33 protein-coding genes and 1 pseudogene are annotated in these 25,415 nt (G+C 37.2%); all 34 read right to left on the reverse strand.

Going from position 1 to position 25,415, the window contains the following annotated elements:
- Positions 1-2,538 precede the first annotated feature (2,538 nt).
- Positions 2,539-4,233 (reverse strand): annotated as a pseudogene (locus QNJ52_RS11560) (phage tail spike protein); the annotation flags it as partial.
- 15 nt (positions 4,234-4,248) lie between these two features.
- Positions 4,249-5,730: a phage distal tail protein gene (locus QNJ52_RS04125; RefSeq protein WP_283721929.1), complete on the reverse strand. Its 1,482-nt coding sequence runs from the start codon at positions 5,728-5,730 to the stop codon at positions 4,249-4,251.
- A 9-nt stretch (positions 5,731-5,739) separates the two neighbouring features.
- Complete coding sequence (locus tag QNJ52_RS04130; protein WP_283721930.1) at positions 5,740-10,617, reverse strand: phage tail tape measure protein; 4,878 nt, start codon at positions 10,615-10,617, stop codon at positions 5,740-5,742.
- 60 nt (positions 10,618-10,677) lie between these two features.
- Positions 10,678-10,815 (reverse strand): phage tail assembly chaperone GT, encoded by a 138-nt coding sequence (gene gpGT, locus QNJ52_RS04135; RefSeq protein ID WP_481817289.1) that lies wholly within the window; start codon positions 10,813-10,815, stop codon positions 10,678-10,680.
- A gap of 50 nt (positions 10,816-10,865) precedes the next feature.
- The gene (gene gpG, locus QNJ52_RS04140) at positions 10,866-11,216 is read right to left on the reverse strand and encodes a phage tail assembly chaperone G (protein WP_283721931.1); all 351 of its coding nucleotides are present in this window, start codon (positions 11,214-11,216) and stop codon (positions 10,866-10,868) included.
- Positions 11,217-11,334: 118 nt separating this feature from the next.
- Entirely contained in the window at positions 11,335-11,961 is a 627-nt protein-coding gene (locus tag QNJ52_RS04145; protein WP_283721932.1) for a major tail protein, read from the reverse strand.
- On the reverse strand, positions 11,962-12,369 hold the full coding sequence (locus QNJ52_RS04150; RefSeq protein ID WP_283721933.1) for a hypothetical protein: 408 nt from the start codon (positions 12,367-12,369) through the stop codon (positions 11,962-11,964).
- On the reverse strand, positions 12,366-12,767 hold the full coding sequence (locus QNJ52_RS04155; protein ID WP_283721934.1) for a hypothetical protein: 402 nt from the start codon (positions 12,765-12,767) through the stop codon (positions 12,366-12,368). Before QNJ52_RS04155 ends, QNJ52_RS04150 begins: the two co-directional genes overlap by 4 nt.
- Complete coding sequence (locus QNJ52_RS04160) at positions 12,764-13,126, reverse strand: phage head completion protein (RefSeq protein ID WP_283721935.1); 363 nt, start codon at positions 13,124-13,126, stop codon at positions 12,764-12,766. Before QNJ52_RS04160 ends, QNJ52_RS04155 begins: the two co-directional genes overlap by 4 nt.
- Positions 13,086-13,391 carry a phage head-tail adapter protein gene (locus tag QNJ52_RS04165; RefSeq protein ID WP_349496646.1) on the reverse strand — a complete coding sequence of 102 codons (306 nt, stop codon included), beginning with the start codon at positions 13,389-13,391 and terminating at the stop codon, positions 13,086-13,088. Before QNJ52_RS04165 ends, QNJ52_RS04160 begins: the two co-directional genes overlap by 41 nt.
- A complete protein-coding gene (locus QNJ52_RS04170) occupies positions 13,388-13,648 on the reverse strand; it encodes a hypothetical protein (protein ID WP_283721937.1) in 261 nt (86 codons plus the stop codon). The genes QNJ52_RS04165 and QNJ52_RS04170 overlap by 4 nt, the downstream gene beginning before the upstream one ends.
- A 47-nt stretch (positions 13,649-13,695) precedes the next feature.
- Entirely contained in the window at positions 13,696-14,853 is a 1,158-nt protein-coding gene (locus QNJ52_RS04175) for a phage major capsid protein (protein ID WP_283721938.1), read from the reverse strand.
- 24 nt (positions 14,854-14,877) lie between these two features.
- Positions 14,878-15,594 carry a head maturation protease, ClpP-related gene (locus QNJ52_RS04180; protein ID WP_283721939.1) on the reverse strand — a complete coding sequence of 239 codons (717 nt, stop codon included), beginning with the start codon at positions 15,592-15,594 and terminating at the stop codon, positions 14,878-14,880.
- Positions 15,595-15,596: 2 nt separating this feature from the next.
- Positions 15,597-16,721: a phage portal protein gene (locus tag QNJ52_RS04185; RefSeq protein ID WP_283721940.1), complete on the reverse strand. Its 1,125-nt coding sequence runs from the start codon at positions 16,719-16,721 to the stop codon at positions 15,597-15,599.
- A gap of 14 nt (positions 16,722-16,735) precedes the next feature.
- Positions 16,736-18,397 carry a terminase TerL endonuclease subunit gene (locus tag QNJ52_RS04190; RefSeq protein WP_283721941.1) on the reverse strand — a complete coding sequence of 554 codons (1,662 nt, stop codon included), beginning with the start codon at positions 18,395-18,397 and terminating at the stop codon, positions 16,736-16,738.
- Positions 18,390-18,686 (reverse strand): P27 family phage terminase small subunit, encoded by a 297-nt coding sequence (locus QNJ52_RS04195; protein ID WP_283721942.1) that lies wholly within the window; start codon positions 18,684-18,686, stop codon positions 18,390-18,392. Before QNJ52_RS04195 ends, QNJ52_RS04190 begins: the two co-directional genes overlap by 8 nt.
- 126 nt (positions 18,687-18,812) lie before the next feature.
- Positions 18,813-19,190, reverse strand: coding sequence for a hypothetical protein (locus QNJ52_RS04200; protein WP_283721943.1), 378 nt, complete (start codon positions 19,188-19,190; stop codon positions 18,813-18,815).
- The gene (locus tag QNJ52_RS04205; RefSeq protein ID WP_283722003.1) at positions 19,184-19,468 is read right to left on the reverse strand and encodes an HNH endonuclease; all 285 of its coding nucleotides are present in this window, start codon (positions 19,466-19,468) and stop codon (positions 19,184-19,186) included. The genes QNJ52_RS04200 and QNJ52_RS04205 overlap by 7 nt, the downstream gene beginning before the upstream one ends.
- A gap of 190 nt (positions 19,469-19,658) precedes the next feature.
- Positions 19,659-20,084 (reverse strand): DUF1492 domain-containing protein, encoded by a 426-nt coding sequence (locus tag QNJ52_RS04210; RefSeq protein ID WP_283721944.1) that lies wholly within the window; start codon positions 20,082-20,084, stop codon positions 19,659-19,661.
- Positions 20,085-20,137: 53 nt separating this feature from the next.
- Positions 20,138-20,560 carry a dUTP diphosphatase gene (gene dut, locus QNJ52_RS04215; protein WP_283721945.1) on the reverse strand — a complete coding sequence of 141 codons (423 nt, stop codon included), beginning with the start codon at positions 20,558-20,560 and terminating at the stop codon, positions 20,138-20,140.
- Positions 20,561-20,563: 3 nt separating this feature from the next.
- On the reverse strand, positions 20,564-20,836 hold the full coding sequence (locus QNJ52_RS04220; protein WP_283721946.1) for a hypothetical protein: 273 nt from the start codon (positions 20,834-20,836) through the stop codon (positions 20,564-20,566).
- Complete coding sequence (locus QNJ52_RS04225) at positions 20,805-20,993, reverse strand: hypothetical protein (RefSeq protein ID WP_283721947.1); 189 nt, start codon at positions 20,991-20,993, stop codon at positions 20,805-20,807. Before QNJ52_RS04225 ends, QNJ52_RS04220 begins: the two co-directional genes overlap by 32 nt.
- A gap of 3 nt (positions 20,994-20,996) precedes the next feature.
- Positions 20,997-21,254, reverse strand: a complete 258-nt coding sequence (locus QNJ52_RS04230) for a hypothetical protein (RefSeq protein WP_283721948.1) — start codon at positions 21,252-21,254, stop codon at positions 20,997-20,999.
- Positions 21,247-21,579, reverse strand: coding sequence for a hypothetical protein (locus QNJ52_RS04235; protein WP_283721949.1), 333 nt, complete (start codon positions 21,577-21,579; stop codon positions 21,247-21,249). Before QNJ52_RS04235 ends, QNJ52_RS04230 begins: the two co-directional genes overlap by 8 nt.
- Positions 21,576-21,791, reverse strand: coding sequence for a hypothetical protein (locus tag QNJ52_RS04240; RefSeq protein ID WP_283721950.1), 216 nt, complete (start codon positions 21,789-21,791; stop codon positions 21,576-21,578). The genes QNJ52_RS04235 and QNJ52_RS04240 overlap by 4 nt, the downstream gene beginning before the upstream one ends.
- Positions 21,792-21,809: 18 nt before the next feature.
- Positions 21,810-21,962, reverse strand: a complete 153-nt coding sequence (locus QNJ52_RS04245; protein WP_283721951.1) for a hypothetical protein — start codon at positions 21,960-21,962, stop codon at positions 21,810-21,812.
- A 5-nt stretch (positions 21,963-21,967) separates the two neighbouring features.
- On the reverse strand, positions 21,968-22,141 hold the full coding sequence (locus QNJ52_RS04250) for a hypothetical protein (RefSeq protein WP_283721952.1): 174 nt from the start codon (positions 22,139-22,141) through the stop codon (positions 21,968-21,970).
- Between the two features lie 12 nt (positions 22,142-22,153).
- Complete coding sequence (locus QNJ52_RS04255) at positions 22,154-22,378, reverse strand: hypothetical protein (RefSeq protein ID WP_283721953.1); 225 nt, start codon at positions 22,376-22,378, stop codon at positions 22,154-22,156.
- Between the two features lie 8 nt (positions 22,379-22,386).
- Positions 22,387-22,629 carry a hypothetical protein gene (locus tag QNJ52_RS04260; protein WP_283721954.1) on the reverse strand — a complete coding sequence of 81 codons (243 nt, stop codon included), beginning with the start codon at positions 22,627-22,629 and terminating at the stop codon, positions 22,387-22,389.
- A gap of 12 nt (positions 22,630-22,641) precedes the next feature.
- Positions 22,642-22,863, reverse strand: a complete 222-nt coding sequence (locus tag QNJ52_RS04265; RefSeq protein ID WP_283721955.1) for a hypothetical protein — start codon at positions 22,861-22,863, stop codon at positions 22,642-22,644.
- Between the two features lie 2 nt (positions 22,864-22,865).
- Complete coding sequence (locus QNJ52_RS04270) at positions 22,866-23,039, reverse strand: hypothetical protein (RefSeq protein ID WP_283721956.1); 174 nt, start codon at positions 23,037-23,039, stop codon at positions 22,866-22,868.
- Between the two features lie 12 nt (positions 23,040-23,051).
- Positions 23,052-23,336: a hypothetical protein gene (locus QNJ52_RS04275; protein ID WP_283721957.1), complete on the reverse strand. Its 285-nt coding sequence runs from the start codon at positions 23,334-23,336 to the stop codon at positions 23,052-23,054.
- A 1-nt stretch (position 23,337) separates the two neighbouring features.
- A complete protein-coding gene (locus tag QNJ52_RS04280; protein ID WP_283721958.1) occupies positions 23,338-23,625 on the reverse strand; it encodes a hypothetical protein in 288 nt (95 codons plus the stop codon).
- Between the two features lie 422 nt (positions 23,626-24,047).
- On the reverse strand, positions 24,048-25,397 hold the full coding sequence (locus QNJ52_RS04285) for a DNA primase family protein (protein ID WP_283721959.1): 1,350 nt from the start codon (positions 25,395-25,397) through the stop codon (positions 24,048-24,050).
- Between the last annotated feature and the right edge of the window lie 18 nt (positions 25,398-25,415).

Below are 25,415 nucleotides of genomic sequence, written 5' to 3' on the forward strand. Positions count from 1 at the left end.
CTCCAATGTTTTTAGTCTATTTTCTAAATCGTTAACTCTGTTTTTCAAATCAGTATTCTCATGTGCTAATTCTTGAACAGCTTTCGTGTTCCACCACAAAACCTCGTTACCATCAAAGCCATCGCCATTTCTCCATTCTACAGGGAACTGATCTAAATTCGAGTTCTCTCGAAGTATAATACCATGATGAATTCTGTAGTAAGTTGAATCTTTTTCCGAATTCACTTTATACGAATGGAGCAATAAGTCATTCCTATATATATCAAGTACGTTATAATCCCACGCTTTAATGTCGTGCTTGTACTTTTCATGTGACATAGCATTCCAGCTGCCGAACCTGATATTCTTATAGTTTGGATCTCCGTTGTTATATCCAGCTTTACTTACGACACGTAATTCATCGTGACACATAGCGTAGATATTGGTGTCAGCAGCTTCAATGTTACCGATTATCTTTTCACCACTAAAGTATTGTGCGTACATCTGAACCCTGTTTACACCATCTGCATCTAGAGCAAACACTTTACTGCCTTTTAAAAGTACTTCACCATAACTAGATTTTAAACTTAAATGTCGGTTGTTAGATAGAATACCAACATGTCCTTGTTCTACGCCATCAGATGATTGTATAGACATATAACTACCACCAGAACCAGCTGTTGAATTATACGGAGAAGTACGTTTCAATACTAAGTTTTGACCGTCCTTATTAATCTCTAATCCACTATCTTCAGTACGGATATAGAAACGTTTATTAGCATTGAGATACAATCCATACTCCGATTCAATCTTTAATGCCTGCCCAGAATAGACATGCATCCCTTGTCCCGTCACATCACTACCGAATGTTTCTTCTGCAAAGAAGTCTATAAATCTTGCACCGTTCTTATCTGGTGATGCTGAATGTATCTCCCTTTGTGTTGTCACTGATTTATCATTAAGTGATAGCCAACGTGTGATACCAGTTTGTTTTTTTCCTCCAGATGTTTTACTGATTAATCCACTTCTATAAGTACCATTCCAACTTTCAGTATATGATTCATAAGTAGCAGAACCTTCTGGGAATGTACGTGTGAATGTTCCTGTAGAACGAATTTTACCACCAGACAATACAGTCGTTTCACCTTCCGAAGAACCACTAACTGTTGCTTTGTTCAAGTCAATATCTCGTGCTTTCAAGTATTCGATTGTAGCCTGTTTACTGAATAGTTTAGGGATATAGGCATCAGATATAGTAGTTACACCATTTTTAATAATTACGTCTCCATCATTCATATCAATCACTTTAGCGTTTAGCTTGATACCATTTGGACCAACAATAAAACTTGTAATGTTTCCATTCTCATCATAAGTGAACTGATGTCCTGTAGAAATACTATTGATGTATTGAGATAATGTTTGATTCAAAGTCTTGCTGCTCACATTATAAATCTGTTGTGATACTTCCTGTGAGATTTTCTTACCATCTTGAATAATCTCAGTTTTCATCGTGGTAAGTTTTTGGTCTGTATTCTGTTCAATTGCTTCTATACCATTATTGTATTTAGTAATTGTAACTCTATCTGCTATCTGATTAGACAGTTGTTGTCTTTCAGTATCAGCACTGTTTAATCTTTTTACAACATTTGCTTGGTCTGTTGTATAGATTGTTTGAGAGACTTTACTTTTTATTTCTTTATCAAGCTGTTCAATAGAACTTTTAGTGCTATTTACATCTGTTTTAATAGGTTCAAGTGATGAATTTAGGAGTTTCTCTGTTTCAGTTTTACTATAGACAGTTTCAAACTTTTTGTTAGTAGCTGTTAATCCACCTTCAACTGTTTCAACTCTGACTTTTACATCATTAATAGATTTATCAGTATCTTCTGGTGCTGGTGTCCAATCAGTTGCTTTATTACCTTTTTCTATTTTTACCCAATAAATATCAAAATCCAATTCATCTTCAACTTTTTCAGTCCTAAACTGTATTTGACCAGCAGCATAAGAACTTATATATCCAGAATAATGGTATATTCCATCAAAACCTTTAGGTAGTGGATTATCTGTTTGTTTAGCCAACCAATTATGACCTAATACTAATGGCGACCCATTATTTTTAATTTTAATAGATAATGTAACAAATTCATTAACATAGTTTTCTTTTAATTCATTAACCATATAAAAACCTTTAATTAAATTTGAACCACCATTTATTTTTACATTATAATAATTTTCATTTTTTATAGTTTCTATTGTTGAACTTTGATAATTTAGCCATCTGTCTTTAGCAAAATGTTTACTGTTTTTCAGTAAATTTCTTCCACCAATTTCAATTCCATCAACTTTACTATTCACTTCAGTAAACTGTCTTGTGAACTCATTCTTCGTGTCAACAATTTTGGCATCTACAGATTTACCAATCTTAGTTTCAAGTGTGTTGTCTTGATTATTGACATACAGTTTCAGATCATTAACGATACTGTCTAGTTTATCTTGATTAGGTACATCAGAAGTTAAGATTTTAGTGTCAGCGTTCCATCTTCCGTTCGGAAGAGTCTTTGCTACATTCTCCATAGCTTCATTAAACTTCTCATCAGTATACTGTGCCTGTAACAACTTGAACCTTGCATCAATTGATAGTTTAGCCTGTTCGACCACTTTATACAGTGCCTGCAACTGTTCTCGATACTTTAAGAATAACGCTTGTATGTCTACTAATTTACCGATTGTAGCAGTGTCTTCAGTCATGCTATCAAGATTAGTTTTTATGTTGTTGAACACTGATACCGTCTTATCAAGATTACTATTTAATGATGCTTTAATATCTTCGTCTACTAAATACTCACTGTTCATCACTTCGTGCATTTCGTTGAGTAACCTACTATGCTGTATCGTTAAGTTGATGAATGTATTGTTTAACTCACTGAATAAAGCCTTTTCTCGTGTGATACCACCTATATCCTCAGCATTATCTACAGATGCTTTTATCCATTGTCCCTCCCAATACCTTTTCAAAATAGGCACATTAGGATTAGATGTATCTAGCCATAAAACATCATTAACCGCATTTTCGGGTGGTGTAGCCGACTTGATAATCTTTTTCTCGAAGTACTGCAACTCAGTATTCAGTGTTTCCTGTACAATCGTATTCACGTTTGAGATACTGTCATTCAACTTCGTTCGTATATCAGATAAACGTTTCTCGAACGCTTTTCGTAAATCTTCCTCGCGATACTCTTTATACTGACCGAATAAATAATTACTTTCTTTAGCGATTAGATCATACTCTTCGCCAATAACTTCTGCTTCAACGTATAACGCTGGTGTGAAGTCTCTGTTTTTTATCCTTACTTTATCTCCTAAATAAACGACTTCGTGAGGCTGACTGTCTCTAATATCTAATGAAGATACTTCGTAACTGATTATCTCTACTTTACGCTTATTAAGTTCAGTTGTTCCTAACGTTCTTAATCTCGCTTCAGTCATCTTATCATCGCTTGATTCAGGTTCGTATACATCCCAAATATAGCGCTTAGGAAGTCCGAAACGTTCCTGTGCTTCATCATCATGTACTTCTAATACGATACGTTGTCCTTTGTCATCTTCTGGACTAATACATAATAACGCTGTCTTGATGCTTGATAAGTCTACAGTACGCTTTAAGCCTAGTAAGTCTTTACCATACGTTATCTCTTTACCTTTAAACAACGCATTACGTTTCTTCAACGTTACATATCTATGTTTGACTGTATTACTATCAAGCTCAATATAGAAGTCTAGCATCATATCGTAAGTCGTACATAACTGTAAAAGGACTTCATACTTAGTATTGTAACTCGTCCATGAAGTCGTTCGAGTACCACCGTATTCAGTCTCGTCTGATGCTTCCCAACCTGTATCTTTAAGAACTTCTTTTAGTGCCTGCATCGTTGTCATCTTCTCTAACTTCATAGGTGCTAATGGTTTAGCTGTTGCTATGTCTTGTAGATACGATGCACTCGATTCGATAGTAGTATATCCATCAATATCACTTGATATATGTTCGATGATAAACTCACGATACTGTTTGTTGCTATCTTGAATGATGATTCTATTACGCTCTTTCAGATGTTCGGTACGTTTAGATAATATCGTGAAGTCGAACGTTTCAGAACGATCATTGATATTTCTTTTATGATTAGCTTGAATGATATGTTTGTCATTCTGCGAGATAAAATCTATAATCTCGTCTTTAAAGTTTAATACGTGTATCAACCTTTAACCTCCTTTCTATATGAATCGCTCTTGCCATCTTACCGTTGTGTCGAACACCCCTGTTGGATATATCATCAGTTCAGATACTCCTTTATCAACGTTGAAGAAGTCGCTGCCGAAAGTCTTCTCGTGTAAAAATGGCTCTTCATTCACGACTACATTAAAGTTCTTCGTATCAATCGTGATTAAATCGCCTTTCTTGATAATCATATCCTTTGCACCTTTCTGCTTAGGTAATATCTCTGTGTTGAACGTTCCTAAAGGGTTCATAACCATCTCTTTAGCACCTGCATATTTAAAGGTACTTATACTGATTGAAGATACAGGACGTTGGTAGAACTTACCTGCATCTGTATAAGTTTTCTCTACTGTATCTAATGGTCGTTTTCTTGAAGGATCTTTCGTTTCATCGAATAACCACGAACGAACTGTGAACTGTTCTCCTTTTCTCGTTATCTGAATATAAATTGTTATAACATTCATATTCGATATAAAAGCAGAGTTTGTTTTATCGTAAATCTTAATCTGTTCGCCTGTCTCGTTGAATAACGTTGCTATAAATCGACCACTCTTTTTTGATGCAAAACGATTATCATAACCAATTGCAGCAATCAATCTGTTTTCTGTGTCATAGATGTGTTGTACTGTCTTGCCTGCCCCTTTGTCCTTCTGATAAATAATAGCTTTAAAGGTCGCTCTAAAATCTTGCAACTGTTTTGATAACGGTCTTTTATATGAAGCGCCTACCCAACCACTGCCTGAAGGTGCGTTGTTCAGTTTAAAACTTTCCTTATTATTAGCAATCGTATAACTTCCACCGAGCGTTCCACCTAGATACGTGTCGTTGATACTTCCTACCGATTGCCTAGTCCAACCAATTAAATCACGAAATTCATTATGATAAATCTTAGGGGTGTAATCTTTAGGTGTAACTGTTACATCATCATCACCAATCATAAAATAATCTTCGTCACTTTTAGTAATCATGAAGAAACTGCTATCCTGTAATGCTCGTGCTTCTACTGTGATTGGTGTATCTGCTGTACCTGTATTAACAATTGATACTTGGTCAGATATTGCTGTGTTCATACTACCTGTAGCAGCGTATCTGTATGGATCATTGAGTACTACATTAATAGTGAAGTTATTAATCTGCCCTGTCGTTTCCTTGTAAATCTCAATAGGACCTTCAAATTCAGCGTTCCAATACCAATCCTTACTCTCAAACTGTAGCTTTACAGGTTCATCATAATCAAATAGTTTAGTGAGTTCGTTTGCGATGTCATCATACGACTTCGTACCGTTGATATAATCGTTCAACACGATTAATGGCAACTCGAATGAATAAGCGTTCAAACTTCTATTCTTCTTAACTGCTCCTGCTCTACCACGTATATTTTCTGATTCAATAGCAAAATTAAAAGAGGGTATCTTAAACCCTCTTTCAACAATTAGCCATGAAAGTTTTCTGCCATTTACGATAATTGTATCGTTCATAACTACCTCCTATGCGAATGATGGTCTAAACTGACTTTTACGTGACTTCTGTCTGTTATAGTCGTCTATGCCTTCAAACACCTGTTTCTTATGTTCGTACTTATCGATTGTGAAGTCTTTATCAGCAATCTGTTGATTACTCTGTACGATTTGTGCGAGTAACGCAATCTGTTCTTGTTGTTGTTGTATCATCTGGAATAGTAAAGCATCGTTATTTGATGAAGCAATACTGCTGTTCGATAACTGACTAGGACGTTTATTACCTGCTGTCTTATTCCCTCTGATTTGGTTCGCTGCCATAGCTAACATTGCCATAGCTTCACTACTTCTTTTTGGATCAGTAGGGATAACCCATTCAGGATAACCACCTTCTGCGATGTTATACCAACCAGCATTTTTGATTAGTCCACCTGTAGCATAGCCATGACCTTTACCGATTACAGATAATAAAGAACCACCGTATCTTGCTTTAGCGTATCGCATACCGGCGATTAAGTTATCTAGTCCATTCATGATGTTGCCATGCCCCGGTAATTTATAAGCATCGAACGTTCCTGGTTTAACCTGTACAAGTCCTTTCGCTTTACCGTCTGCTAATCCGTCATCTCCACCGATGGCGTTAGGATTACCACCGGATTCAGTCTGAATCTGTTGTTTCCAAGCGTTCACGTAAGCAGATGTTGTTGGTAGTCCTGCGAGTTTTAACGCTTTCTTAATATCGCCATTCCATTTACCTGAAGTACCACCACCATTATTTTTCTTCAACCATGGTATAGGGTCAATCGGCACACCGTTTTTCTGTACCTCTAAATGCAAGTGAGGTCCCGATGACATACCTGTATCTCCGGATACTCCCAAATAATCTCCCGGTTTAACGTCCTTCGAACCTTTGAACGCATGTTTACTCATGTGACCATAAATAACCTTCATATTCCCTTTAACGATATCAACCATGTTACCGAATCCACCGTTATAACCTGAACGTGCTGTCGCTTTACCACCCATGACACTGTATAACTTGTCATAAACGTAGTTCAAATCGACGCCCATGTGAGGTTGTGGGAACGGATAACCCGGCGCTCTACCATTCGGACTGAATGGGAAGTTGATTCCTTTTGCTAAATCGATGTAACCACCGTCTCCACCTTGTTCATCGAACCATGATTTGAACGTTTTAATTGCTCCATCTTTTAACTTTTTAAACATACCTTTCATCATGTCGAACGGTAGACTTGCCGCTTTAGGAATGCCAAACGATGACATATCGATACCGAAACCTTCTAATACTTTTTCTAAAAGTTTAGCCGGATCATCTATCCAATCCATTACATCGCCGATTTTATCGCTTAACCATTCTTTCCCTTTTGCAGCAGTTTCTAAAGTTTTATTGACTACGGCTTTACCACCATCAACAACTTTACCTGTTACAGCTTTACCACCGTTTACAACATCACTGAATATGTTATCGCCTTTTTTAGCTTTAGTGCCTGTACCTTTATGGAATCTAGGGAACGTACCATTACTGAACATGGCGTGTGTTTGTGCGCCATTAAATACTTCAGAGCCTTTAGGTAGAAACGCTTTCGTATCACGATTAGGTGTAAGCGCCATTCTTCCATTCGGATAACGTATCATCTCGTGTCTAAAACCACCCGGACCGTTGCCACGACCTTTGTCTCCAACTGTGGCGAATGTGTCTTGTGCAAGTTTACCGTTGCGTGTAAGTGAGCCTGTACCTGTGTGCAGCTTAACTTCAGGTATCTTATCCATGTGCAGTTTAGCACCAACCCAGTTTACTCCACCGATTAACTTATTAAGTCCCTTTTTAACGCCTTTAGTCATGCCACCGATGTGTTCGCCGATTTTATCAATGTGTTTCTTCACGCCATCTTTCATGCCGCTGAATATCCCTGTAATCTTCTTCTTCATCGTTTCTGCTTTACCGACAGTGTTGTTCTTAATGCCATTCCATAGGTTGTTCATTGTGTTCTTTAGATTCGTAAATGTACTACGACCAAAGTTCAAAATTCTGTTAAAGTTATTTTTAACACCGCCCCAAATATTTCCGAGCGTTGAACTGAATATATTCTTAATAGTTCTCCATATTGCAGAGAAGAAGTTTTTCAATGTGTTGAAGATACTCTTGCCAACGTTTAGAATATTGGTGAATGATCGTTTAGAACTATTGAATACAGCTGATAATGCTGTAGTGAATATCTTCTTGACAGTGTTCCATATACCGCTGAATAACCCTTTGAACAATCCACCGAATACTCGTACAGTTTTTAAAATTTTACCGACAAACCAAAGGTTGATAAGATTCCAAATCAACTGAACAGAACCTTTAAGAATCTGTTTAATACCCGACCATAGTCCCTTCCAATTTCCTGTGAAAAGACTAGAGAATACTTTGATGACACCCATAATTATTTTCAAAGCACCCTGAATAACACCTTTGATGTTATTCCATGTTGATACAACTAACTCTTTAACAAGTGTCCACACAACGCTCATAACGGTTTGTATAACTTTCATACCAACTTTTATTACAGGTAATATCATTGTATTAAATACAGTGCTGACGACTGTGTATATCGCCATGAATATCGTTCTAAACGCATTGGAAATGTTAGTTAGAGCTTGCATAATTTCTGTGCCATTCTTATTCCAGAACGCACTGATTTGAGCGCCTATACTTATAGCAAACGTTTTAATCGCTGTAAAGACGTTTATTATATCTTCTTTAAGATTGTGGAAGAAAAGTTTTACTTTTATCACTGCATTTTCAACATCAATTATCTGTTGTTGATCCATGCCAGTCCATTGAAGCAGACTTCTTCCTTTCATCCAATCTCCTTTAAACATGTTTACAACAGCCATTATTTTTGCCTTAAACTCATTGAATTTCAACGCAAAATCGTCCATTTTCTGAATAGTGCTATCTGATAATCCGACACTTTTCAATAAAGCGATGCCACCGTCGTACCCTTCATCGGTAAATAAACCTTTGAAACCTTTTATAACGTTACCGAAATCAGTAAATACTTTTTTAACCGAATTTACTACACCATTCACGATATTCCTAAACGTTTCAGATTTCTTATAAGCGATAACGAATGCTGCGGTTAATCCACCAATTACTGCGATTGCTATTCCGATTGGACCTGTTAAGACTGCGAATGCTGTTTTTAATATTGGTAACTTGGTCAGTATAGGTGCCATTTTCGCACTTAAGAATGCAAATCCTCCACCTGCTTTTACGACACCTGTTATCAGTGGTCCAAATACAGTCATCATGCTACCAATTGATGAAGTGAACATACCTGCGACTAATAAAGCCGGTCCGAGAGCTGCTGCAATTGCTGCGAATCCTACTGCCATAAGTTGTAATGGTTTAGGTATATTGGTAATCGCTGTAACGATTCCACTGAATATATCTAACGTTTTACTGATTGCAGGCTGTAGATAATCGTATAGCGTGAGTGCGAGTTCTTCGATTTGTGATCGTAGGGTTCTCAATTTACCCCCAACTCCACCCTCCATCGTGTCACTCATACGTTTAGCAGCACCTGAACTGCCATCTATAGATTTTGTGAGTTTCTGGTAATCTTCATCAGAAGCATTAATAATCGCTAACGCACCACTCATCGCTTCTTTACCGAATATCGTTGCTGCTGCACTAGCCTGTTGGTCCTTAGATAAGTTTTTGAAAGAACTACGCATTTTATCCATAATATCTCTCATTGGAAGCATTTTCCCGTTAGAATCTGTGATAGACAGTCCTAAATCTTCCATTTGATTCGCCATCGCTTTTGTTGGTTTAGCTAGGTTAGTGAACATAGTACGTAAGGCTGTACCACTTTTTTCTCCTTTGATACCCGCATTCGACATTAACCCAATTGCGATAGAAGTATCTTCTATTGAATAGCCTAATGCTCCTGCGACTGGAGCAGCATATTTAAACGCTTCTCCTAACCCACTAACATCAGTGTTTGCATTAGAGCTCGTTTGTGCGAGTACGTCTGCGAAATGTGCGCTGTCTTTAGCTTTGAGTCCGAATGCTGTTAAACCATCAGTTACAATATCAGAAACAGCACCCAAGTCCTCGCCTGATGCGGCAGCTAAATTCATGATTCCGGGTAACCCTTCCATCATATCGTTGGTCTTCCATCCTGCTAGTGCCATGTAGTTCAAACCATCTGCTGCATCTGACGCACTAAATTTAGTAGTGGCTCCCATCTCTCGTGCTTTGTCTTTCAATTTTTCTAAATCTTTGCCACTTGCTCCACTTGTCGCCTGCACCTTACGCATTGCATCGTCAAAGTCTATTCCTTTTTTAGCAGCTAATCCGAAGCCTGCGACAACAGGTGCTGTCACATACATTGACATGCTACGACCCACGTTTTTCATTTGGTCGCCAACTTCTTTAAACTTAGGTCCTAAATCAGTGAACTGTTGACCTAATTTACCGAACGCACTATTTGAAATGCGTGCTGCATCATTAGCCTCTTTCTGAAATCGTTTAAATTCTTCAGTTGTGTTACCTAACTCATGTTCAAGTCTGTTCAGTTCGTTAGCTTGTTTGTTATACTCTTTTCGCAAGTCCGTTGCTTGCTTGCTATTTTCACCCTGTTCATTTTTAACACGTTCATATTCTTTAGAGAGTTCGCTAACGTTCTTCTTATACGTCTTAACAGTTCCATCAAGTTCACGTATACGCTGCTTATAACTATCTGTAGACTTCTCTGTGTACTTGAAGTTATTTGATGTGAGTTTTAAATCAGAATTCAACGTATTAAAGCTACGTCTTATTTCAGATAGAGAACGTGTAATGCCTGCTGATTCCAAGTCTAAACCAATGGATAGACCTCTAATTCTTTCTGCCATGTTGTCCTCCTTTCCTGAAAAAATTCAAAAAAATAACCTTAGTCATATAGACTAAGGTGGTTAAAACGCATTCAGAAGTGCTTCTGCTTTATCTTCTGATGCAACTTTGCTTTTATTCTCATATAAAGATAGAACGTAATAAAATGGCATTTTCAAAACTTCGTTCGGATCTTTGCCATTTTCAATTAAGTCTAGCATGATAGTATCCATATTCTCTAACATACCTTCGTACGTTAAATCATTTTCGGTTACTTCATGCTTGCGATGAAATTTTTCGTTTCGTCTGTTTGCTGACCTTGTGTTACGAATAATACTTGGTCACGTAATGTAGTCATGCCATCAGGAGCGTGTAAACGTGCTTTTAAATCATCGACAGTGAATTGGTCGTTGTAGATGCGAACTGTCATGTGCATCAACTTATCAATCATTTCGCGTGGTTTCATTTCGTTACCTTCTTTTTCGATTTCATCTAATAAGTCGATTGCTTCATATACCATATCGAATGGGATGAAATGCGGTGTTAAGAATGTTTGGAATTCTACTTCTTCTGCTTTAGTGTCTTTGATTAGTTGAATAGTATTACGTTTTAATTTTGCCATTTTATTATTCTCTCCTTTTAATTAGAAAAGGGACTTCAAGTCCCTTAGTTTTTTTCTGTTATTTTTTATTCTGTTAGTTCTGTTTCATCTTCTGTTTCGTCCGGTTCTACCGGACTTTTTACAAAGACTCTGCTAATTCGTATGCTTCACCTAATACTTTTTTAAGGAATGCTGCTTCTCCCTTTTCAGGGTCTTCTGCATTCACAGTGTCATTTGCTGAATCGTAAATGTATTTACGAGTAGGTTTTTTACCATTTAAGATAGGGAATAACGCTTCGCCCTCAACTTCTTCAGATGAGAACTCCCAATCTTTCTCCGCTGTTTCCCCTTCGATTTTTGGATCAGTGAACATAACTTTTGGTAAAAGCACTGTACGGAATGAACCATCACGACGTTCTTGTCTGAACCATACCGCTACATAGTTGTTCTGTTTACCCTGTAATTCTTCATAAACACCGTTCTCATCGTACTTTTCATTAAATACGATTTCACGAATTTCTTTAGGGAATGCGTGCATTTTAAGACTGATTTTACCTTCTCCGTCAGTGTTACCTGATTCAATAGGTCCTCCATCAGCATAAGCTGTCTTAAGTTCCCCACCTGTTTCAATTCCGATTTCTTGTAGTCCACGTGTCTTAGTAATATTGTCATATACCAACGCTTCGCCTTCTTTAGTAAGTTTAGCGAATCCTAAATCTTTAACATTGATATACGCTTTTGGTGTTGATGCATATTTAACTGCCATTTAATTTTCCTCCTTATAAAAAATGCCCTCGTATACCCGAGCACTCCTGTATGTTTTAAATTCTTCTAAATACTCCGGTTTATTACTTGATACATTACCTAGTTTGAGTTTCTTCCATAATAAATGTTGAACACGATCAGCTATGATATTTCTCACTAATCTTGCATTATATTTATCGCTATATTTAACGATAACGTCTACTTGAACAGTGTATTCATAAGCCATCTCGTCTCCATCTGCATAGGATGTAGGCATAGGGTCATCAATATCATCAATAACGATAAAAGGGAATGTCGTATCTTTTACGTTAGGATAGTGATTAAACTTTATATTCTTTTTTTCGATGTATTGACCGATGATTTCATCGTCTTCAATCGCTCTGTATACTGTCATTAATATATCCTTCATAATTTTTTCAACTCCCTTTTAACTGTCTCTGTATATTTTCTTTGACCCTGTTTGACTGCCCGATTAATACCACCCTGTGCCTTTGGTTTAACGAAAAAGCCACGTTTATCAAAGTGACCGTACTCAATAAGATGTACAAGTGTATATCTATTATTAGGACCTTTCCACATGATATGAACCGTACGTTTACCACCGTTCCAATAAGGCTCTGAATGTGTTATTTCGTTGATTAATGCACCCGAACGTTCAGAAGGTTTAAGTTGTCTCTTTATTTCTTCGATTATCACTTTAGCACCTGCAATAAGTGCTTTGTCTGTTATCGCTTGCATCGCTTTTCTTCCGAAACGTTTCTCGAGTTCACGTTCTAACTCATCCAATCCCTCGAACTTTACGCTCATGACTTGTAACCTGCACGTATCATGATGAAGTCCTTATTATCTAAGTCGGGAGATACTTGCTTGATGTTCAGCGATTCCTTAAAGTACTCTGAATCAATCTTGATATAATGTTTTTCGTTAGGAATGTATTCTCCATGCGTGTCTCTGATGAACAGCTTTATGTCATTGTGTGTTCCATTCGAGATGGCTTGTTCTAATTCTTTTAGCCAAACACCATCGACACTAGCCCAACAGCTGTAAAGGAGCTTTTCTTGCTGTTCCCCAGCTTCAGGACCATCATATTCTACATATTTGTAGAAATGCACACGTGTATTCAATCTACGCGTTGTAATACGTGATTTCTTGAATTGTGTTTTCATTCTCAACCTCCATCTGACTTATACCAAAGTCAATCAAATCTTCTCTATAGTTATCGTTGAAGTGTTCAAGTAAGTCTTGATACTCGTATCTCGCGCGACTTAAGACTAAGGCTTGCCCACATGGATTATGTGTTTCAAATGCACCATAATCACGCTGCAGTTTATCGTATGAACGTTGTAGTAAATTCGTGATATGTTCATCTTCTGTAGAGTGGTCTATCTTTTCGAGTTGCTTAAACGCTTTTAAAAGTTCGTTCATAACTATTCACTCAACAATTCAATTAAATCTGCTTTAGTATCTGTTTTCTGATACTCGAGATCGTGAGCGATACACAGTTCCTGCAACTCTAACTTAGTTAATTTATCTAAAGGTACGATATATACTTTGTCATACTTATTCTTTTCAACATTCATCAGTAAGTCCTCTCGACTTTCTTTGTTAGGTAATGGATAAATGTCGTTTACTTCGTATTTATGTTTGTGTTGTTCATCATTGAACTTCCTTACAACTTTGTACTTCATCTTATCCCTCCTAAAATAAAAATGACCTCACTAATAGTGAGACCATCTTATAAAGATTCTTCTAACGCTTCTAAAGGTGTGTGTCCTTCAACTTTTAAAGTCCAAACTGCTGCTGCGTTATCATCTTTCGCTTTACCGTATGCGAACTGTTTAGCAGTGTATAAGTCCATATCTTCTAATGCAAGCGTTTGGTCAAATTTACGTACTGTAATACCTCCACCAATATAAGCATCGTAACGCCCTTTAACGAACGATAAGACTTTACCTGGTGCTTGTGCTTCCGATTCAATGATTTGTGTGTTAAATGGCAATGCAGTCACGTATACACCATTAGCATTTAATGTAGTGTGTTGTGCGTTGATTACCCATGCGTCTGTTGGATTTACAACTAATACTAAGTTACCTGTAACTGCAACTGATCGTGATGGTTTCGTTGAAGTTTTTTCAGTGCGAGAATGGAATGCGTACATTTTAGTAAATTCAAGAACAGTCGTTTTTGAATCTTTGAATGTTAATTCGCCTTTCGCTTCTTTTTCAGGGTATTTACCCATAGAAACTGATACACCTTCTTGAACTTGACGATTAAGTCCCACAGGCTTATCGTTACCATCTCCACTTAAGAATGCTGCTTCAAGTGCTACTGCGAATGCTTCGTCAATTTGAGCGCGAACGAACGATTCTACCCAAGCAGGTCCAAAGTCCACTAAATCTTTAGGGATAACAACAAATGCTGTTAATTTGTTTTGAATTGCTTCTTCATCACTGAACGCTGCATCTAATTGACCTTTGATTTCGCCAAAGATTTTACCCCATACTGCTTTACCTTTTGTTTCAGCTTTCAAGAACTTCATGCGTAATCCTGCATTTTTAAGTCCTAATGCTTCAAGTAAAGGATGTGCTGTTGTTAAATCTTCAAAAATACGGTCAATTGTTTCTTGTGGTAATAATTTTTCTTCTTTGTAACCTACTTCTTTATTGATTTCATTGAAAAATTTACGTTGCTCAGCGTTTAGTTTTTGGTCTGCTGTAGGCATGTTAATTACGCCCTCTGCTTCCGTTTTCGCTTGCGCTTTTGCCTCTTCGAATAATTCGTTAATCATTTGTGAATAAAGTTCATTCTGTACATCTTGTGATTCGTTGTTCTGTACTGCGTTTAAAAAATTCTGACGAGCTGTCTTGAACTCGTTGCTTAAGTTAATTGTCATCTTGTGACCTCCTGTAATTTTGTATTAAAAAAAGAACCTCTTAAGTCCATTTTTGACTTCGGGTTCCGTTTCCGTTTTATTATTCATTTTTTCGATTACTTTCTCTGCGATTGCATCTACATCAATTTTTACTTCCGGCGTCTTATTCATAATGGCACTTACTCGATTAATCACATCATCTGATAACATTTGGCCAGCGTTTGCGACTAAACGAGGAGTGTTCTCTGCAAACATCTTACTGTCTGCGAAACCATGTTCAATCGCATCTTGTGCATTAAACCAAGTTTCTTTGTTCATTAAATCAAGTATTTCAGCTTCACTTTTACCTGTTTTTTCAACGTATGCATTAGCGATACCACGATTCGTACTATCCAGCATGTCGTATACACGCTTAAAATCGTTAGTGTCGCCTGCTGCGTATGTCCACGCATTATGAATCATAATACTTGCTGTTGGACTGATTTCAACTTTATCTCCTGCCATAGCGATTACTGATGCTGCACTTGCTGCTAATCCTACAATTTTTACGTTTACTGTACCTGTATGTTCTCGTAGCATTGTGTATATTTCACTTCCTGCTGTGACATCTCCACCACCACTATTGATTAATACTTCAACGTGTCCTATCGCATCCTTCAATTGATCAGCGATATCTTTCGGTGATGTTGCGTCCATCTCCAACAAGTCATACACCCATTTGTCGTCATTCGGTACAATTACGCCTCTTACCTCTAACTTCAATACTATTCACCTCCCTTCGATGCTTTTTCATAGTTCTTCGTGATAAGATACTCATCAAGTTCAGGGTTATCTGATGGTTCTTCGCCCAACATGATACGCACTTCATTACGTGTGAATGAACCACTACTTACTAGCTTGTCAATCGCTTCTGAATGTTCGAGTGGCGATTTCTTATTCACACCTACAATTTCAATTCGACTACCTTTCAGATACTCGTTTTGCGTAAATAACTTAGCGTTCAATTCGTTTTCAATCTTCTTAAGTAGAGGATTCAAACAGAATTTCTCGAATACTTTCATATTCTTTTCTAAGTCGGCAGTTTCTCCATATAGTAAGCCTGGTGGTATGCCGACAATCAACGCTACATTCTTTATTGCATCTTTAAGTAAGTCTGACATCTCTGTAAATGCGATGTTGCTTGAATTACCTTTCGATAATTCTTCATAATCAAACCCTTTAATTAAAGGCACGATAGCAGTCTGATTTTCACTGAATGCTTTGAATATCTTTTGCATATAAGCACTCATCTTCTCTTGCTGCTCTTTAGCCATGGAATTGCTTTCAGCACGAACAATACCTCTGATTTGATAGTTCTTCATCTGTGCATTGATCATACGTCCAAATATCTTACCGTAATCTTCGAATAACGATTCTACTAACGTTACGACTTGATTATTATTGAACTTAAGATAAATCACTTCATTCATCTTAAATGTGCGTTCATACTGATAATCTTTAATCGTCACATTCTCGAATACATCATCATACAGTGCGTATTCCTTACGATAGAAACTGTCAGCAATAAGTAACTCTTTTTTATCAGATACAACGATTAATACTTCATTGTCATAGATAAGTTTATAGATAACTGACTGCCAGAACGTGTCACTCGACATGTCTGTGTTCGGTTTAACGTTTAACTTGTAATACACGTCATTTTTTAGCGACTTATGACCATCAATAATCTTAAAATGACTTTGTGCCACTGCTTTAGACAGAAACTCGATACAGCTATCAAGTGCCAATCGCTTAACGTATGCTTGATTCGATAAATCTTCGATAGCATCGTAATCATACATCCACTGAATATCTTCTCGTTTCTTAAATATACTGTCGAAAATTCCCATGTTTCACCTCCTCCCTAGAAGTTGAAGCTATTCAAGAAGTCTAGCGAATCGTCTAAGTCAACGTTCACGATTTCATCTGCTCTATACAGTGCATGTACGAAAGCCATAAAGCCATCTGTCTTACGTCTAACTTCATCTTTCTTAACATATTCTTTGTTCCCATCAGGTTTAATCTTGACAGCAACGTTATTCGTAAACCATCGCATTAATGGATTATCTCCATATATGACATTGTGTTTTGCGAACATCGTATCTATACGTGGTGCGAGTAATCCATGTATCGCTTTAGGGTTACGTATCACTTCAAGTGGTATACCTACTTCATCAAATGCACGTCTTACAATGTCTGTTCTGTAGTTATCTGCGACAACTTTTTCAAGTCCGTACTTCTCACGTGCCTTAACAAACCAATTGATAATGTACTCTACCTCGATAACATCATCATCAACGATAGTGAGATAACCCTTTTCTTCCCACTCTTTTATTGGCGGCTCAAGTTTTACTGTGTCTAAAAAGCCCTGACGTACAAATGAGTGTGTTATCCATATATAGTCGTCGTTTTTTCTGAAAAGTAATCCAACACTTGCAAAGTCACGTATATTCGCAAAGTCGAGACCACCTATACACATCTGATTATCGAGTTCAGGTATCAACCTGTTTGTTGCGAGTATTTCTTCCCAGGGAGCGATGACTTTTTCTAAGTCGACTTCCGGTAGGTTCATACGTTTTGTCATGAATTCTGTTCTATTTGAACGATTCGTATGTAACGACTTATATTCAGTCATTACTTTTCTATATAGGTTTCTTGCATAACTATTTTGAGGCGCATGGAACATCGGGTTTGCCTTTTCCCACATACTGAATGTATCGACTTCTTTTGGATCATCGAGTTTACACCAGAATGGAAACAAACGCTCATCTATTTCTTTGCCCTTTAGAATATTCATAATTCTGTCTTTCAGACCGTCCATGAAACCTTCACGAACGAATCCGTCTGTACCGATATAGAACGTTCTATCATGTATAACTTTACCTAGACCACCACGTTTTACGTTTACCATATCTGCATTTTCATAGATATGAACTTCATCAAAAATAACACACCCCTCACGACCACCGTCCTTGGTTTTCGCATTTGATGTGTCATAACTGATAATTGATTTTGTTGTTAAGTCTTTAATTTCAGTTTTACTGATAGAAAAAGGAGCGTCAGGCATACCTGCGTGTTTATACAGTTCGTTGCGGTCAATCATGTTGTAGACCTCATTAAATGATGTCTTTGCTTGTTTCTCTGAATTCGCAACAATTGTTACACCATACTCATCTATACCATGTAATGGACTTATCAAGAAGTTTGATAATGCACTGATAAAACCATTCTTACCCGCACCACGTGCCATGAATAGAGCAAACTCATCATAATACTGTAGATTATCTTCTTTCTCGTATAAGAATACGAATGCTGCAATAAACTTCTGAAAAGGCTCTAAAGCAAAATAGTAACGCTTACTGAATTTGATGAAACGTTCTATCTTTTCGTTATCAAAATAAAGATTATCGTTCGTTAAAATGTATTTTTCTAAGTATGCAATAAGTAAGATGCGCTCTTTATTAAGAATAATCTTGCCCGTCTTCCACATATTGATGTATTCAGTAACGTATTTATTCTCAATCAAGCAAACCACGTGGTTTATGCTCCACTTCTACCGGTGCATCTAAGCCAAACGATTTCTCGATATTAAGTAACTGCGTGTTAATCTTATTCTTTTCAGAAATAGCTGGGTTCACTTTAGTGAATTCTTGCGAGCCATTGATTGTTAATAACATTGCACCGTTATCTTCAATCGACTGATCTAAATCATAGAAGATATTTAACAGGTTTATGTACCGTTCAATCTTCTCATTGTTGATTGGTGTGTCTGCTACCCTACTTTTTAGATACGTTTCAATCTCATGCTTATTCATGCCACCCCCCCTATCGTGCGAATTTTAAAATATTTCTGTGGAATCGAGCCTTCCCCCGTTTCCTGAGTGTTTTACTCGGGATTGATTTATTTGACCCGGGGGTTATTGCTTCTTACTTATTCTTCTTCACTTCTTCTTACTTCTTTTTAATTCTGTTGCTTCTTCCTTTGTAGTTATTCCACCTTTTGCATAATGTTTAAAAACTCCCATATTTCGTAACATCTCATGCTCTGCTAAAAGGTCTTTCACACTTTTAACGTTTTCTTCTTCTTTTACTTTATCGAATGCTTGTCTTATAACTCGATAAACTTCTGTTGCATCTAATGTAACTTTGTTAGTATTGTTTCTAAGTTCTGAACCATCTACTACTTCATAACTCACATCAGTTGTACCATTCAATCGCTCTCTCAACTCTGCATTCTCTTTCTCTAATGCATCGGCTTGTAATGCTCTCTTATATAAAGCGTTGTACCTATCAATACCTAACGTAACTGTGCCTACCATCTCTCATCCCTCCATTTGTTTTCCTTCTTTGTAAAACGTTTCTCTTTCTTGTTATGACATTTAATACATAACGTCTCTAGGTTATCTAGGTCATGTGCTAAGTGAGGATGCGTTGCAAGTGGAAGTATATGGTCTACATCAAGCGACTTATGTTTACTCTCATCACCTAATGTCAGTACACCATTACGCTTACACTCCTGGCACTCCCTGTTATCTCTCGCAAGTACCAATGCCCTCGTGTGCTGCCATGCCTTTGACTTATAGAACCTATGTCTGATTAATGGATCAGTATAATCCTTTATGAGTTATCACATCCATAATAAAAGAGACACCTCGCAATGAGATGTCTCCTGTTTAATATTGTGATTTGTTTATGGCACAAATAAGCCTTTTCTAATAAAGATGCCCACCTCGAAAGTGAACTTTCGTTTGATTGCTGATCGTCTATAATATAATAATAACCTTTATCTACATGACTTTCACTGACATATCGTGACACGTTTCAAAGTCGTTCAACGCATTGCCATGAATCCTGTGTATGTTTCTAATCTCGTATCCCATTTGAACTGCTATCTGTTCGAAAGATAATAGGTTGATATATCTTAATCTGAGTATCAGTCTGCGTTCAGGATTCTCTATCTTATCAATCTGATTGCTAATCGTAAGTTTTAAATCGAACAACTCATCTATCTTCTCATTGATATGTTCACATAGTTCGATATACTTAATGTATTTATCGTCATACTTCCCACCAGATTCTTGTACTTTATCAGCACGCAAAGTAGATGTCTTGATGTATAAAGAATCTTTTAATTGTTCTTTTTGTTGTACATATGATTTAATCTCTTGTTCTGTATACCTAATTGAACTCAAATAATCTTTTACGTTTATCATCCGTTGACCACCTTTATTTATTAAGTAATTCTCTTACACGTTCGAGTATGTCCTTACTTTCCTGTTGACCCGAACCCTCCACGTTCTGATTCATAACTAAACTCCTTAACTTCTTGTGCTACAGGATATACTACAGGTGCAATCACTAACTGTGCCACCCTGTCTCCCTTCTTAACTTCATAAGGCTGTGTGCCAATATTGTCTGCTATGATTCCGATACGGTCATGATAAGTATGGTCTATCGTTCCTAGCACTACTCGTAACTTCGTCTTAACTGACATTCCCGAACGAGGTCTAACCTGTGCTTCGTATCCTAAAGGTAACTCGATAGCGATGTCAGTCGGAATGATTAATGTCTTGCCTGCTTTGACAGTGATATCTTCACTAGCGTATAGGTCTAGTCCTGAGTCAGTGGGGTTACCTCGTGTTGGTAGTGTTGCGTTATCTGATAGTAGTTTGATGTTTAGTGTGTTCATTCTCTATAACCTCTCAATCTTATCTAGTAATGTTAGTACTTCGTCTACTTCTAAATGCCCTATAACATCATCAGTGATTGGTGTGTCGTAAGTAAGATACGTGTCTTCTAATACTGCTAACTCCCATTCATCGTCACTGTTCGTATATGAAATAGAATGATTTACAACACTTGCACCATATCCGTTATCGAATGTAAAAATATATTGAGTGCCACCTCGTGCAGGTCTCTGTTTCTCTAGTGCTTTATGATTCAAGAATTCTGGTACTTTTATCATCTCTTTCCCCTCCATACACCTTAATCTCCTTAACATAAGCTAGTCGCTTACCATACTCATTAATCTCTGCTGCTTTTCTCAATGCGAGTTCTCTTGTCTCGAATGTTGCGAATACGTCATCTGTAATTACCTGCCATACGCTGAATTTATATTGCATAGGTTAGCCCTCCAATAATTTAATCGCACCCTCTACATCAGGTGTATCCTGTTTTAACAATGCGACTGCTTGTAATGTGCGTTGCTTTGCTACTCTGTTGTATTGAATACTATCTACCAACTCATCTAGTTCGTAGTCGAGTAGTTCAACTGCTGATAACTTTGAACGTGAGAGGGATTGACCATATTCTGCAATCCCTTTCTCGTTCTGTTGTTTTAAAGTGGTCTCGAAGTCGTGTAGTACTCTGTTTGGATCACGCATTGTTGTTCTCCTTTTTGAATTCCATTTCTCTCATGAGTTCAAATACAGTATCAAATGATTGTGTTCTTTGAGGAACGTCTTTATACAGCAATAGTGTTTCCTTCAACTCACTCCATCGCTTTTCAGCTTCTGCAGCACGTTGTTTTTGTTGTTCGTAAAGTTGTTTGTAGTCTACGACGATAAAATTATTTGTAGCTACATCAACACCAATGTGTTGCCACGTTTGCTTAAAGTCTGTGACATACAACAACTTCTCACTGCTGCTAACAACTTTATAAATCATTCCGTTGTCTTTATGCTTGATATAATCCCCTGTTTTAATCATTCGTCATTCTCCTTTTCGAGTTCTACTACTCCGTATTTCACATAAGCCATTAATATCGGAATTGTTTTAGGTCTATCGATGTATTCTTTAAAAATTCTATATTCACCATAATCTAAATGGTTTTCATCCTTAGTAAACTCTATAGCTTTATCTAGCGTTGAGAATACAGCTTCGTATCCTTCATAAACTTGTTCGACAATATATACTTCCACAATCCCTCTCTCCTTTCATTACTCCACTTTCCTATACCACTTATAAAACTCACTCTTCGGCACTCTCCCCGTCACAACATTATCCTTTTCATCTGTACCAGCAACATGAATGTATTTCTTGCATTTACCTGTTACTGTGTAGAAACCACCGTATAGAACGTCTTCGTACATTTGGATCACTCTTCCTCGAATTCAACTTGTGCTGGGTAACATTCTATTAATCTGTCGTCATACTTAATTACTGCGACCGGGTGTTTTTCTACTGTTGTTGCTGGATTAAAATAAGCTTTCTGAAATACACCATAAAAATCTTCTTTTTTAATCTTGTAAATGCGTTGCGTACTAATCATAATTTCTCCTCCTTAAAATAACTCCATTTGTTCTCCCTGCTGTAGCATTCCTTTATTATCTTTAGACCATAGCAGCACTAACTCTCCGTCAATCCTTTCGAATACTTGAATAAAAGGACAATCGTATTTTCTAATTGATTCCAGGAACTCATTAACTGAGCCTTTAAATCCATAGTTCGTATGTTGCTTTCTTAAGCCTGTGCCATGTTCTACCATCATGTCTCTATACTTATCCATGTAGCACCTCAGTAATCAAATATAGTTACCTGCTCATGCACTCGCTCATCGTACTGTGCGTGCATTTCCTGAGCGTTATTGAACTCCTCTACATAAACCTCCCCCGACACGTCTAATACTCTGTACGTGTCATCTATAAGCGAATAATAGATATTACCGTTCCGTTTATCTGTTTTATCTGTATACCAACCTTTATTCATGTAGTGGTTAAACAGTTTTATGAATTCTGATTCTTTTAAGTAGATGATCATGTGATTCACTCCTCATTCGAATAGTGCTAGTTGCTTCATACTCGCTCTGTGTAAGCCATATTCTTCGCAGTATGCTGTAACTCCCTCGCTACTCGTTATCGTTGCAGGATAGCGTACACGATAGAATTCTGTACGCTCCAATATTTTATACATGCCATTCTTTAGTGGAATGACCGTTGTTGCGAACTGTTCTTTATCATCGAGTAGTTTAATGCTATTCAGTAGTCCGTACATGATTACCACCCCTTAAACATCATCTCGAGTAACTTATTCGGGTACTTACCAAACTTGAACTCTTTCAATTCAGCACGTTTGGTAATCGTTATGCGTTGTTCTCTCTCTTCAAACTCGCTGTTCACAGGCTTTCTCGCATGTACGTGTCTGTTGATACGTTTGTTTCTGTATGTCATCTCAACCACTCCTTATACTCTGTTTTCAAATAACTCAGGGAATCTTTTTATATATTTCTTCGGTATAGGTACGCCTGCTTCTATCATCTGTATGACCATCTTCTTAGTTTCATGTTTGGGTGTCTTATATTCACGTTTCTTCGTATGTTTTCCTTTCGGAAGTGTGAGCGCTTCTTCTAATGTGTAGTTATCGCTCATACGTCTTTCAAAAGTCGAAAACGATACACCATATTCATCTGCGATATACCTATACTTTTTATATGTGCCTAATAAGTTGATTACAGGTTCAATCTCCACATCATGCACCACCTTTGAATAGTTCGGGATTATCCTTATAGTATTTTTTTAGTCTGCTAGACAATAAATGATAGTTACCTTCTTCTATGATCGTTTTAATATAAGAAACTTTATCACTGTCTCTTTTCGTTCCTGCTGTGCCATACTGATTGCTTGTCAACGCTTCTTGCCATGTCATATCATTTTCGCGCATACGAAGCATGAAACTCTGATAAGTCACTGTAGCGATGCTTTTATATTTTTCGTATGTTTTCTTGTAGTTTATTTCCATTACCGGTTCAAGTTTCATCTCACTTCATCCTTTCTTTTATTCTTACGACACACTTCTACTACACTTCTACTACACTTCTTTTTTGAGTTGTGTAGTCAAAAAACACAGTGTTATCAACGGTTCAAGCCTGTTGACTACACTTACTTCACTAAAAAAGCCCTACCTTTTATATATATTTATTTATTTAATATTTATTTATATATAAAAAATAATGTAGTAAGTGTAGTCAAATTAGATAAAGTGCTGATGTTAAGCCTTTTTTTGACTACACTTGTAAAAATAAAAGTGTAGTTTAGTGTAGTTTCTTAGTAAGAAGTGTAGTCACATTGTCTTGACGTTAAGTCGTGCAGCTACTAAAAGGTCTTAAAAGTCTTTTGAAAGTCTTTTGAAAGTCTTTTGAAAGTCTTTTGAAAGTCTTTTGAAAGTCTTTTGAAAGTCTTTTAACTTTCTTTCCCTTTGAACTTTCTCACTCGTTTCCTGGTATGTGCATCTGTTGTTACATATATATCAAAGCCATTGTTCTTCAACTCTGTTGTAAACTGACGTTTCGTAAGTGGGAATCTAAACCCTTCACTCTCGCACCAATCTCTGTACTCGTCATATACTTCCTGTGTTGTTCTTTGGTGTATTGCCGATTCTGCTATAAAGGTAAGTATCGGATTGTTATCCACCTTAAACTCTTCCATCTTCTGCTTTGATACATCAGGTATCGTGAACTTACGCGTCTTCATTAACTTATCCAGGTTATCTATGGCTAACTTAAACAGATATGATCTCGCTTCTTCTGTCGTAATCTTCTGTTCAAGAAACGGGTCTCGATTTGGACTGTTACGCAGGTTAGCGTTCAATGGTACGATGACAATCCTGTCAAAGATACCGTTGTTATTCTCAAACCATCTCGGTACATCATTCGCGCTGAACACTAACTTACTGTAGTTACGGAATGTAAAAGGGTCTTGCCCTTTACGTTCTGCCATGATACGTTCCCCTGTTGCTAACTTCTTGAAGTTCGATGCATCTTTAATTGTCTGTAGTGGTATATCATCCCCAGCGTTCAGTAGCTTGTGATGAAGTTCTGCAACGTTGAAACGTTCGCTTAATCCTGTAAGACTAATTGCTGATACATTTTCTTCTCCTATGAATGATGACCACATGTTCATCAGTGTTGATTTACCGTTACCACCATGACCGACTAATAAGAATGCTTTATCTAGGAAGTTCTGTTTGTAGATCATGTACGCTGTAATCTCTAGGAATAGCTGTACGATTTGAAAATCTTCATCTGCTATCGTGATGAACGCTTTATCTATCGTTTCGCATTGTGCGTTCTCGTCATAAACTGCATTTATCTTTGAAGTTGTAACGATAGATGGATTAAATGGCAGGAGTTCCTTCTTATTAAAATCGTATATGCCATTCTTACAAGCGATAAAAAATGGTGATGCGTGTTCCATCTCGGGTGCAACAAGTCTGATGTATTCAAGCACCTCTCTAATCTGTACCTGTTTAAGTTCAGGCAGTTCCTTAATCATGATTTGCTTGATAATCTGTTCGTTTGACTTGTAGACACCGTCCTGATAAATGTGAAGTTGGTCATCTAGTGTGATGATGTGGTGCTTATTTATCATGTGTACAGCGAACTTCTGATGAATCAGCGACTTACTTCCGTTCTTATTCTCTGTGTAGAACTCTTTTCTGTTCCTGGCAACGTCAAGTGATGTTACAGGTTCGTTCTCTTCTTGTTGATTAGATGCTCTTAAAGCATCCATCAAGTTAAAATCTACTCCCAATGTTTACGCTCCTTTCTG

The sequence above is a fragment of the Macrococcus sp. S115 genome (assembly GCF_030067655.1).
GTDB classification, from domain to species: domain Bacteria; phylum Bacillota; class Bacilli; order Staphylococcales; family Staphylococcaceae; genus Macrococcoides; species Macrococcoides psychrotolerans.

Bases quoted from the DNA above. Each gene is read 5' to 3' on its own strand.
- QNJ52_RS04125 (WP_283721929.1), bottom strand. From the start codon at position 5,730: ATGAACGATACAATTATCGTAAATGGCAGAAAACTTTCATGGCTAATT.
- QNJ52_RS04130 (WP_283721930.1), bottom strand. From the start codon at position 10,617: ATGGCAGAAAGAATTAGAGGTCTATCCATTGGTTTAGACTTGGAATCA.
- gpGT (WP_481817289.1), bottom strand. From the start codon at position 10,815: ATGCTAGACTTAATTGAAAATGGCAAAGATCCGAACGAAGTTTTGAAA.
- gpG (WP_283721931.1), bottom strand. From the start codon at position 11,216: ATGGCAAAATTAAAACGTAATACTATTCAACTAATCAAAGACACTAAA.
- QNJ52_RS04145 (WP_283721932.1), bottom strand. From the start codon at position 11,961: ATGGCAGTTAAATATGCATCAACACCAAAAGCGTATATCAATGTTAAA.
- QNJ52_RS04150 (WP_283721933.1), bottom strand. From the start codon at position 12,369: ATGAAGGATATATTAATGACAGTATACAGAGCGATTGAAGACGATGAA.
- QNJ52_RS04155 (WP_283721934.1), bottom strand. From the start codon at position 12,767: ATGAGCGTAAAGTTCGAGGGATTGGATGAGTTAGAACGTGAACTCGAG.
- QNJ52_RS04160 (WP_283721935.1), bottom strand. From the start codon at position 13,126: ATGAAAACACAATTCAAGAAATCACGTATTACAACGCGTAGATTGAAT.
- QNJ52_RS04170 (WP_283721937.1), bottom strand. From the start codon at position 13,648: ATGAAGTACAAAGTTGTAAGGAAGTTCAATGATGAACAACACAAACAT.
- QNJ52_RS04175 (WP_283721938.1), bottom strand. From the start codon at position 14,853: ATGACAATTAACTTAAGCAACGAGTTCAAGACAGCTCGTCAGAATTTT.
- QNJ52_RS04185 (WP_283721940.1), bottom strand. From the start codon at position 16,721: ATGGGAATTTTCGACAGTATATTTAAGAAACGAGAAGATATTCAGTGG.
- QNJ52_RS04195 (WP_283721942.1), bottom strand. From the start codon at position 18,686: ATGAATAAGCATGAGATTGAAACGTATCTAAAAAGTAGGGTAGCAGAC.
- QNJ52_RS04200 (WP_283721943.1), bottom strand. From the start codon at position 19,190: ATGGTAGGCACAGTTACGTTAGGTATTGATAGGTACAACGCTTTATAT.
- QNJ52_RS04210 (WP_283721944.1), bottom strand. From the start codon at position 20,084: ATGATAAACGTAAAAGATTATTTGAGTTCAATTAGGTATACAGAACAA.
- dut (WP_283721945.1), bottom strand. From the start codon at position 20,560: ATGAACACACTAAACATCAAACTACTATCAGATAACGCAACACTACCA.
- QNJ52_RS04220 (WP_283721946.1), bottom strand. From the start codon at position 20,836: ATGATAAAAGTACCAGAATTCTTGAATCATAAAGCACTAGAGAAACAG.
- QNJ52_RS04225 (WP_283721947.1), bottom strand. From the start codon at position 20,993: ATGCAATATAAATTCAGCGTATGGCAGGTAATTACAGATGACGTATTC.
- QNJ52_RS04230 (WP_283721948.1), bottom strand. From the start codon at position 21,254: ATGCGTGATCCAAACAGAGTACTACACGACTTCGAGACCACTTTAAAA.
- QNJ52_RS04235 (WP_283721949.1), bottom strand. From the start codon at position 21,579: ATGATTAAAACAGGGGATTATATCAAGCATAAAGACAACGGAATGATT.
- QNJ52_RS04245 (WP_283721951.1), bottom strand. From the start codon at position 21,962: ATGTACGAAGACGTTCTATACGGTGGTTTCTACACAGTAACAGGTAAA.
- QNJ52_RS04250 (WP_283721952.1), bottom strand. From the start codon at position 22,141: ATGATTAGTACGCAACGCATTTACAAGATTAAAAAAGAAGATTTTTAT.
- QNJ52_RS04255 (WP_283721953.1), bottom strand. From the start codon at position 22,378: ATGGATAAGTATAGAGACATGATGGTAGAACATGGCACAGGCTTAAGA.
- QNJ52_RS04260 (WP_283721954.1), bottom strand. From the start codon at position 22,629: ATGATCATCTACTTAAAAGAATCAGAATTCATAAAACTGTTTAACCAC.
- QNJ52_RS04265 (WP_283721955.1), bottom strand. From the start codon at position 22,863: ATGTACGGACTACTGAATAGCATTAAACTACTCGATGATAAAGAACAG.
- QNJ52_RS04270 (WP_283721956.1), bottom strand. From the start codon at position 23,039: ATGACATACAGAAACAAACGTATCAACAGACACGTACATGCGAGAAAG.
- QNJ52_RS04280 (WP_283721958.1), bottom strand. From the start codon at position 23,625: ATGAAACTTGAACCGGTAATGGAAATAAACTACAAGAAAACATACGAA.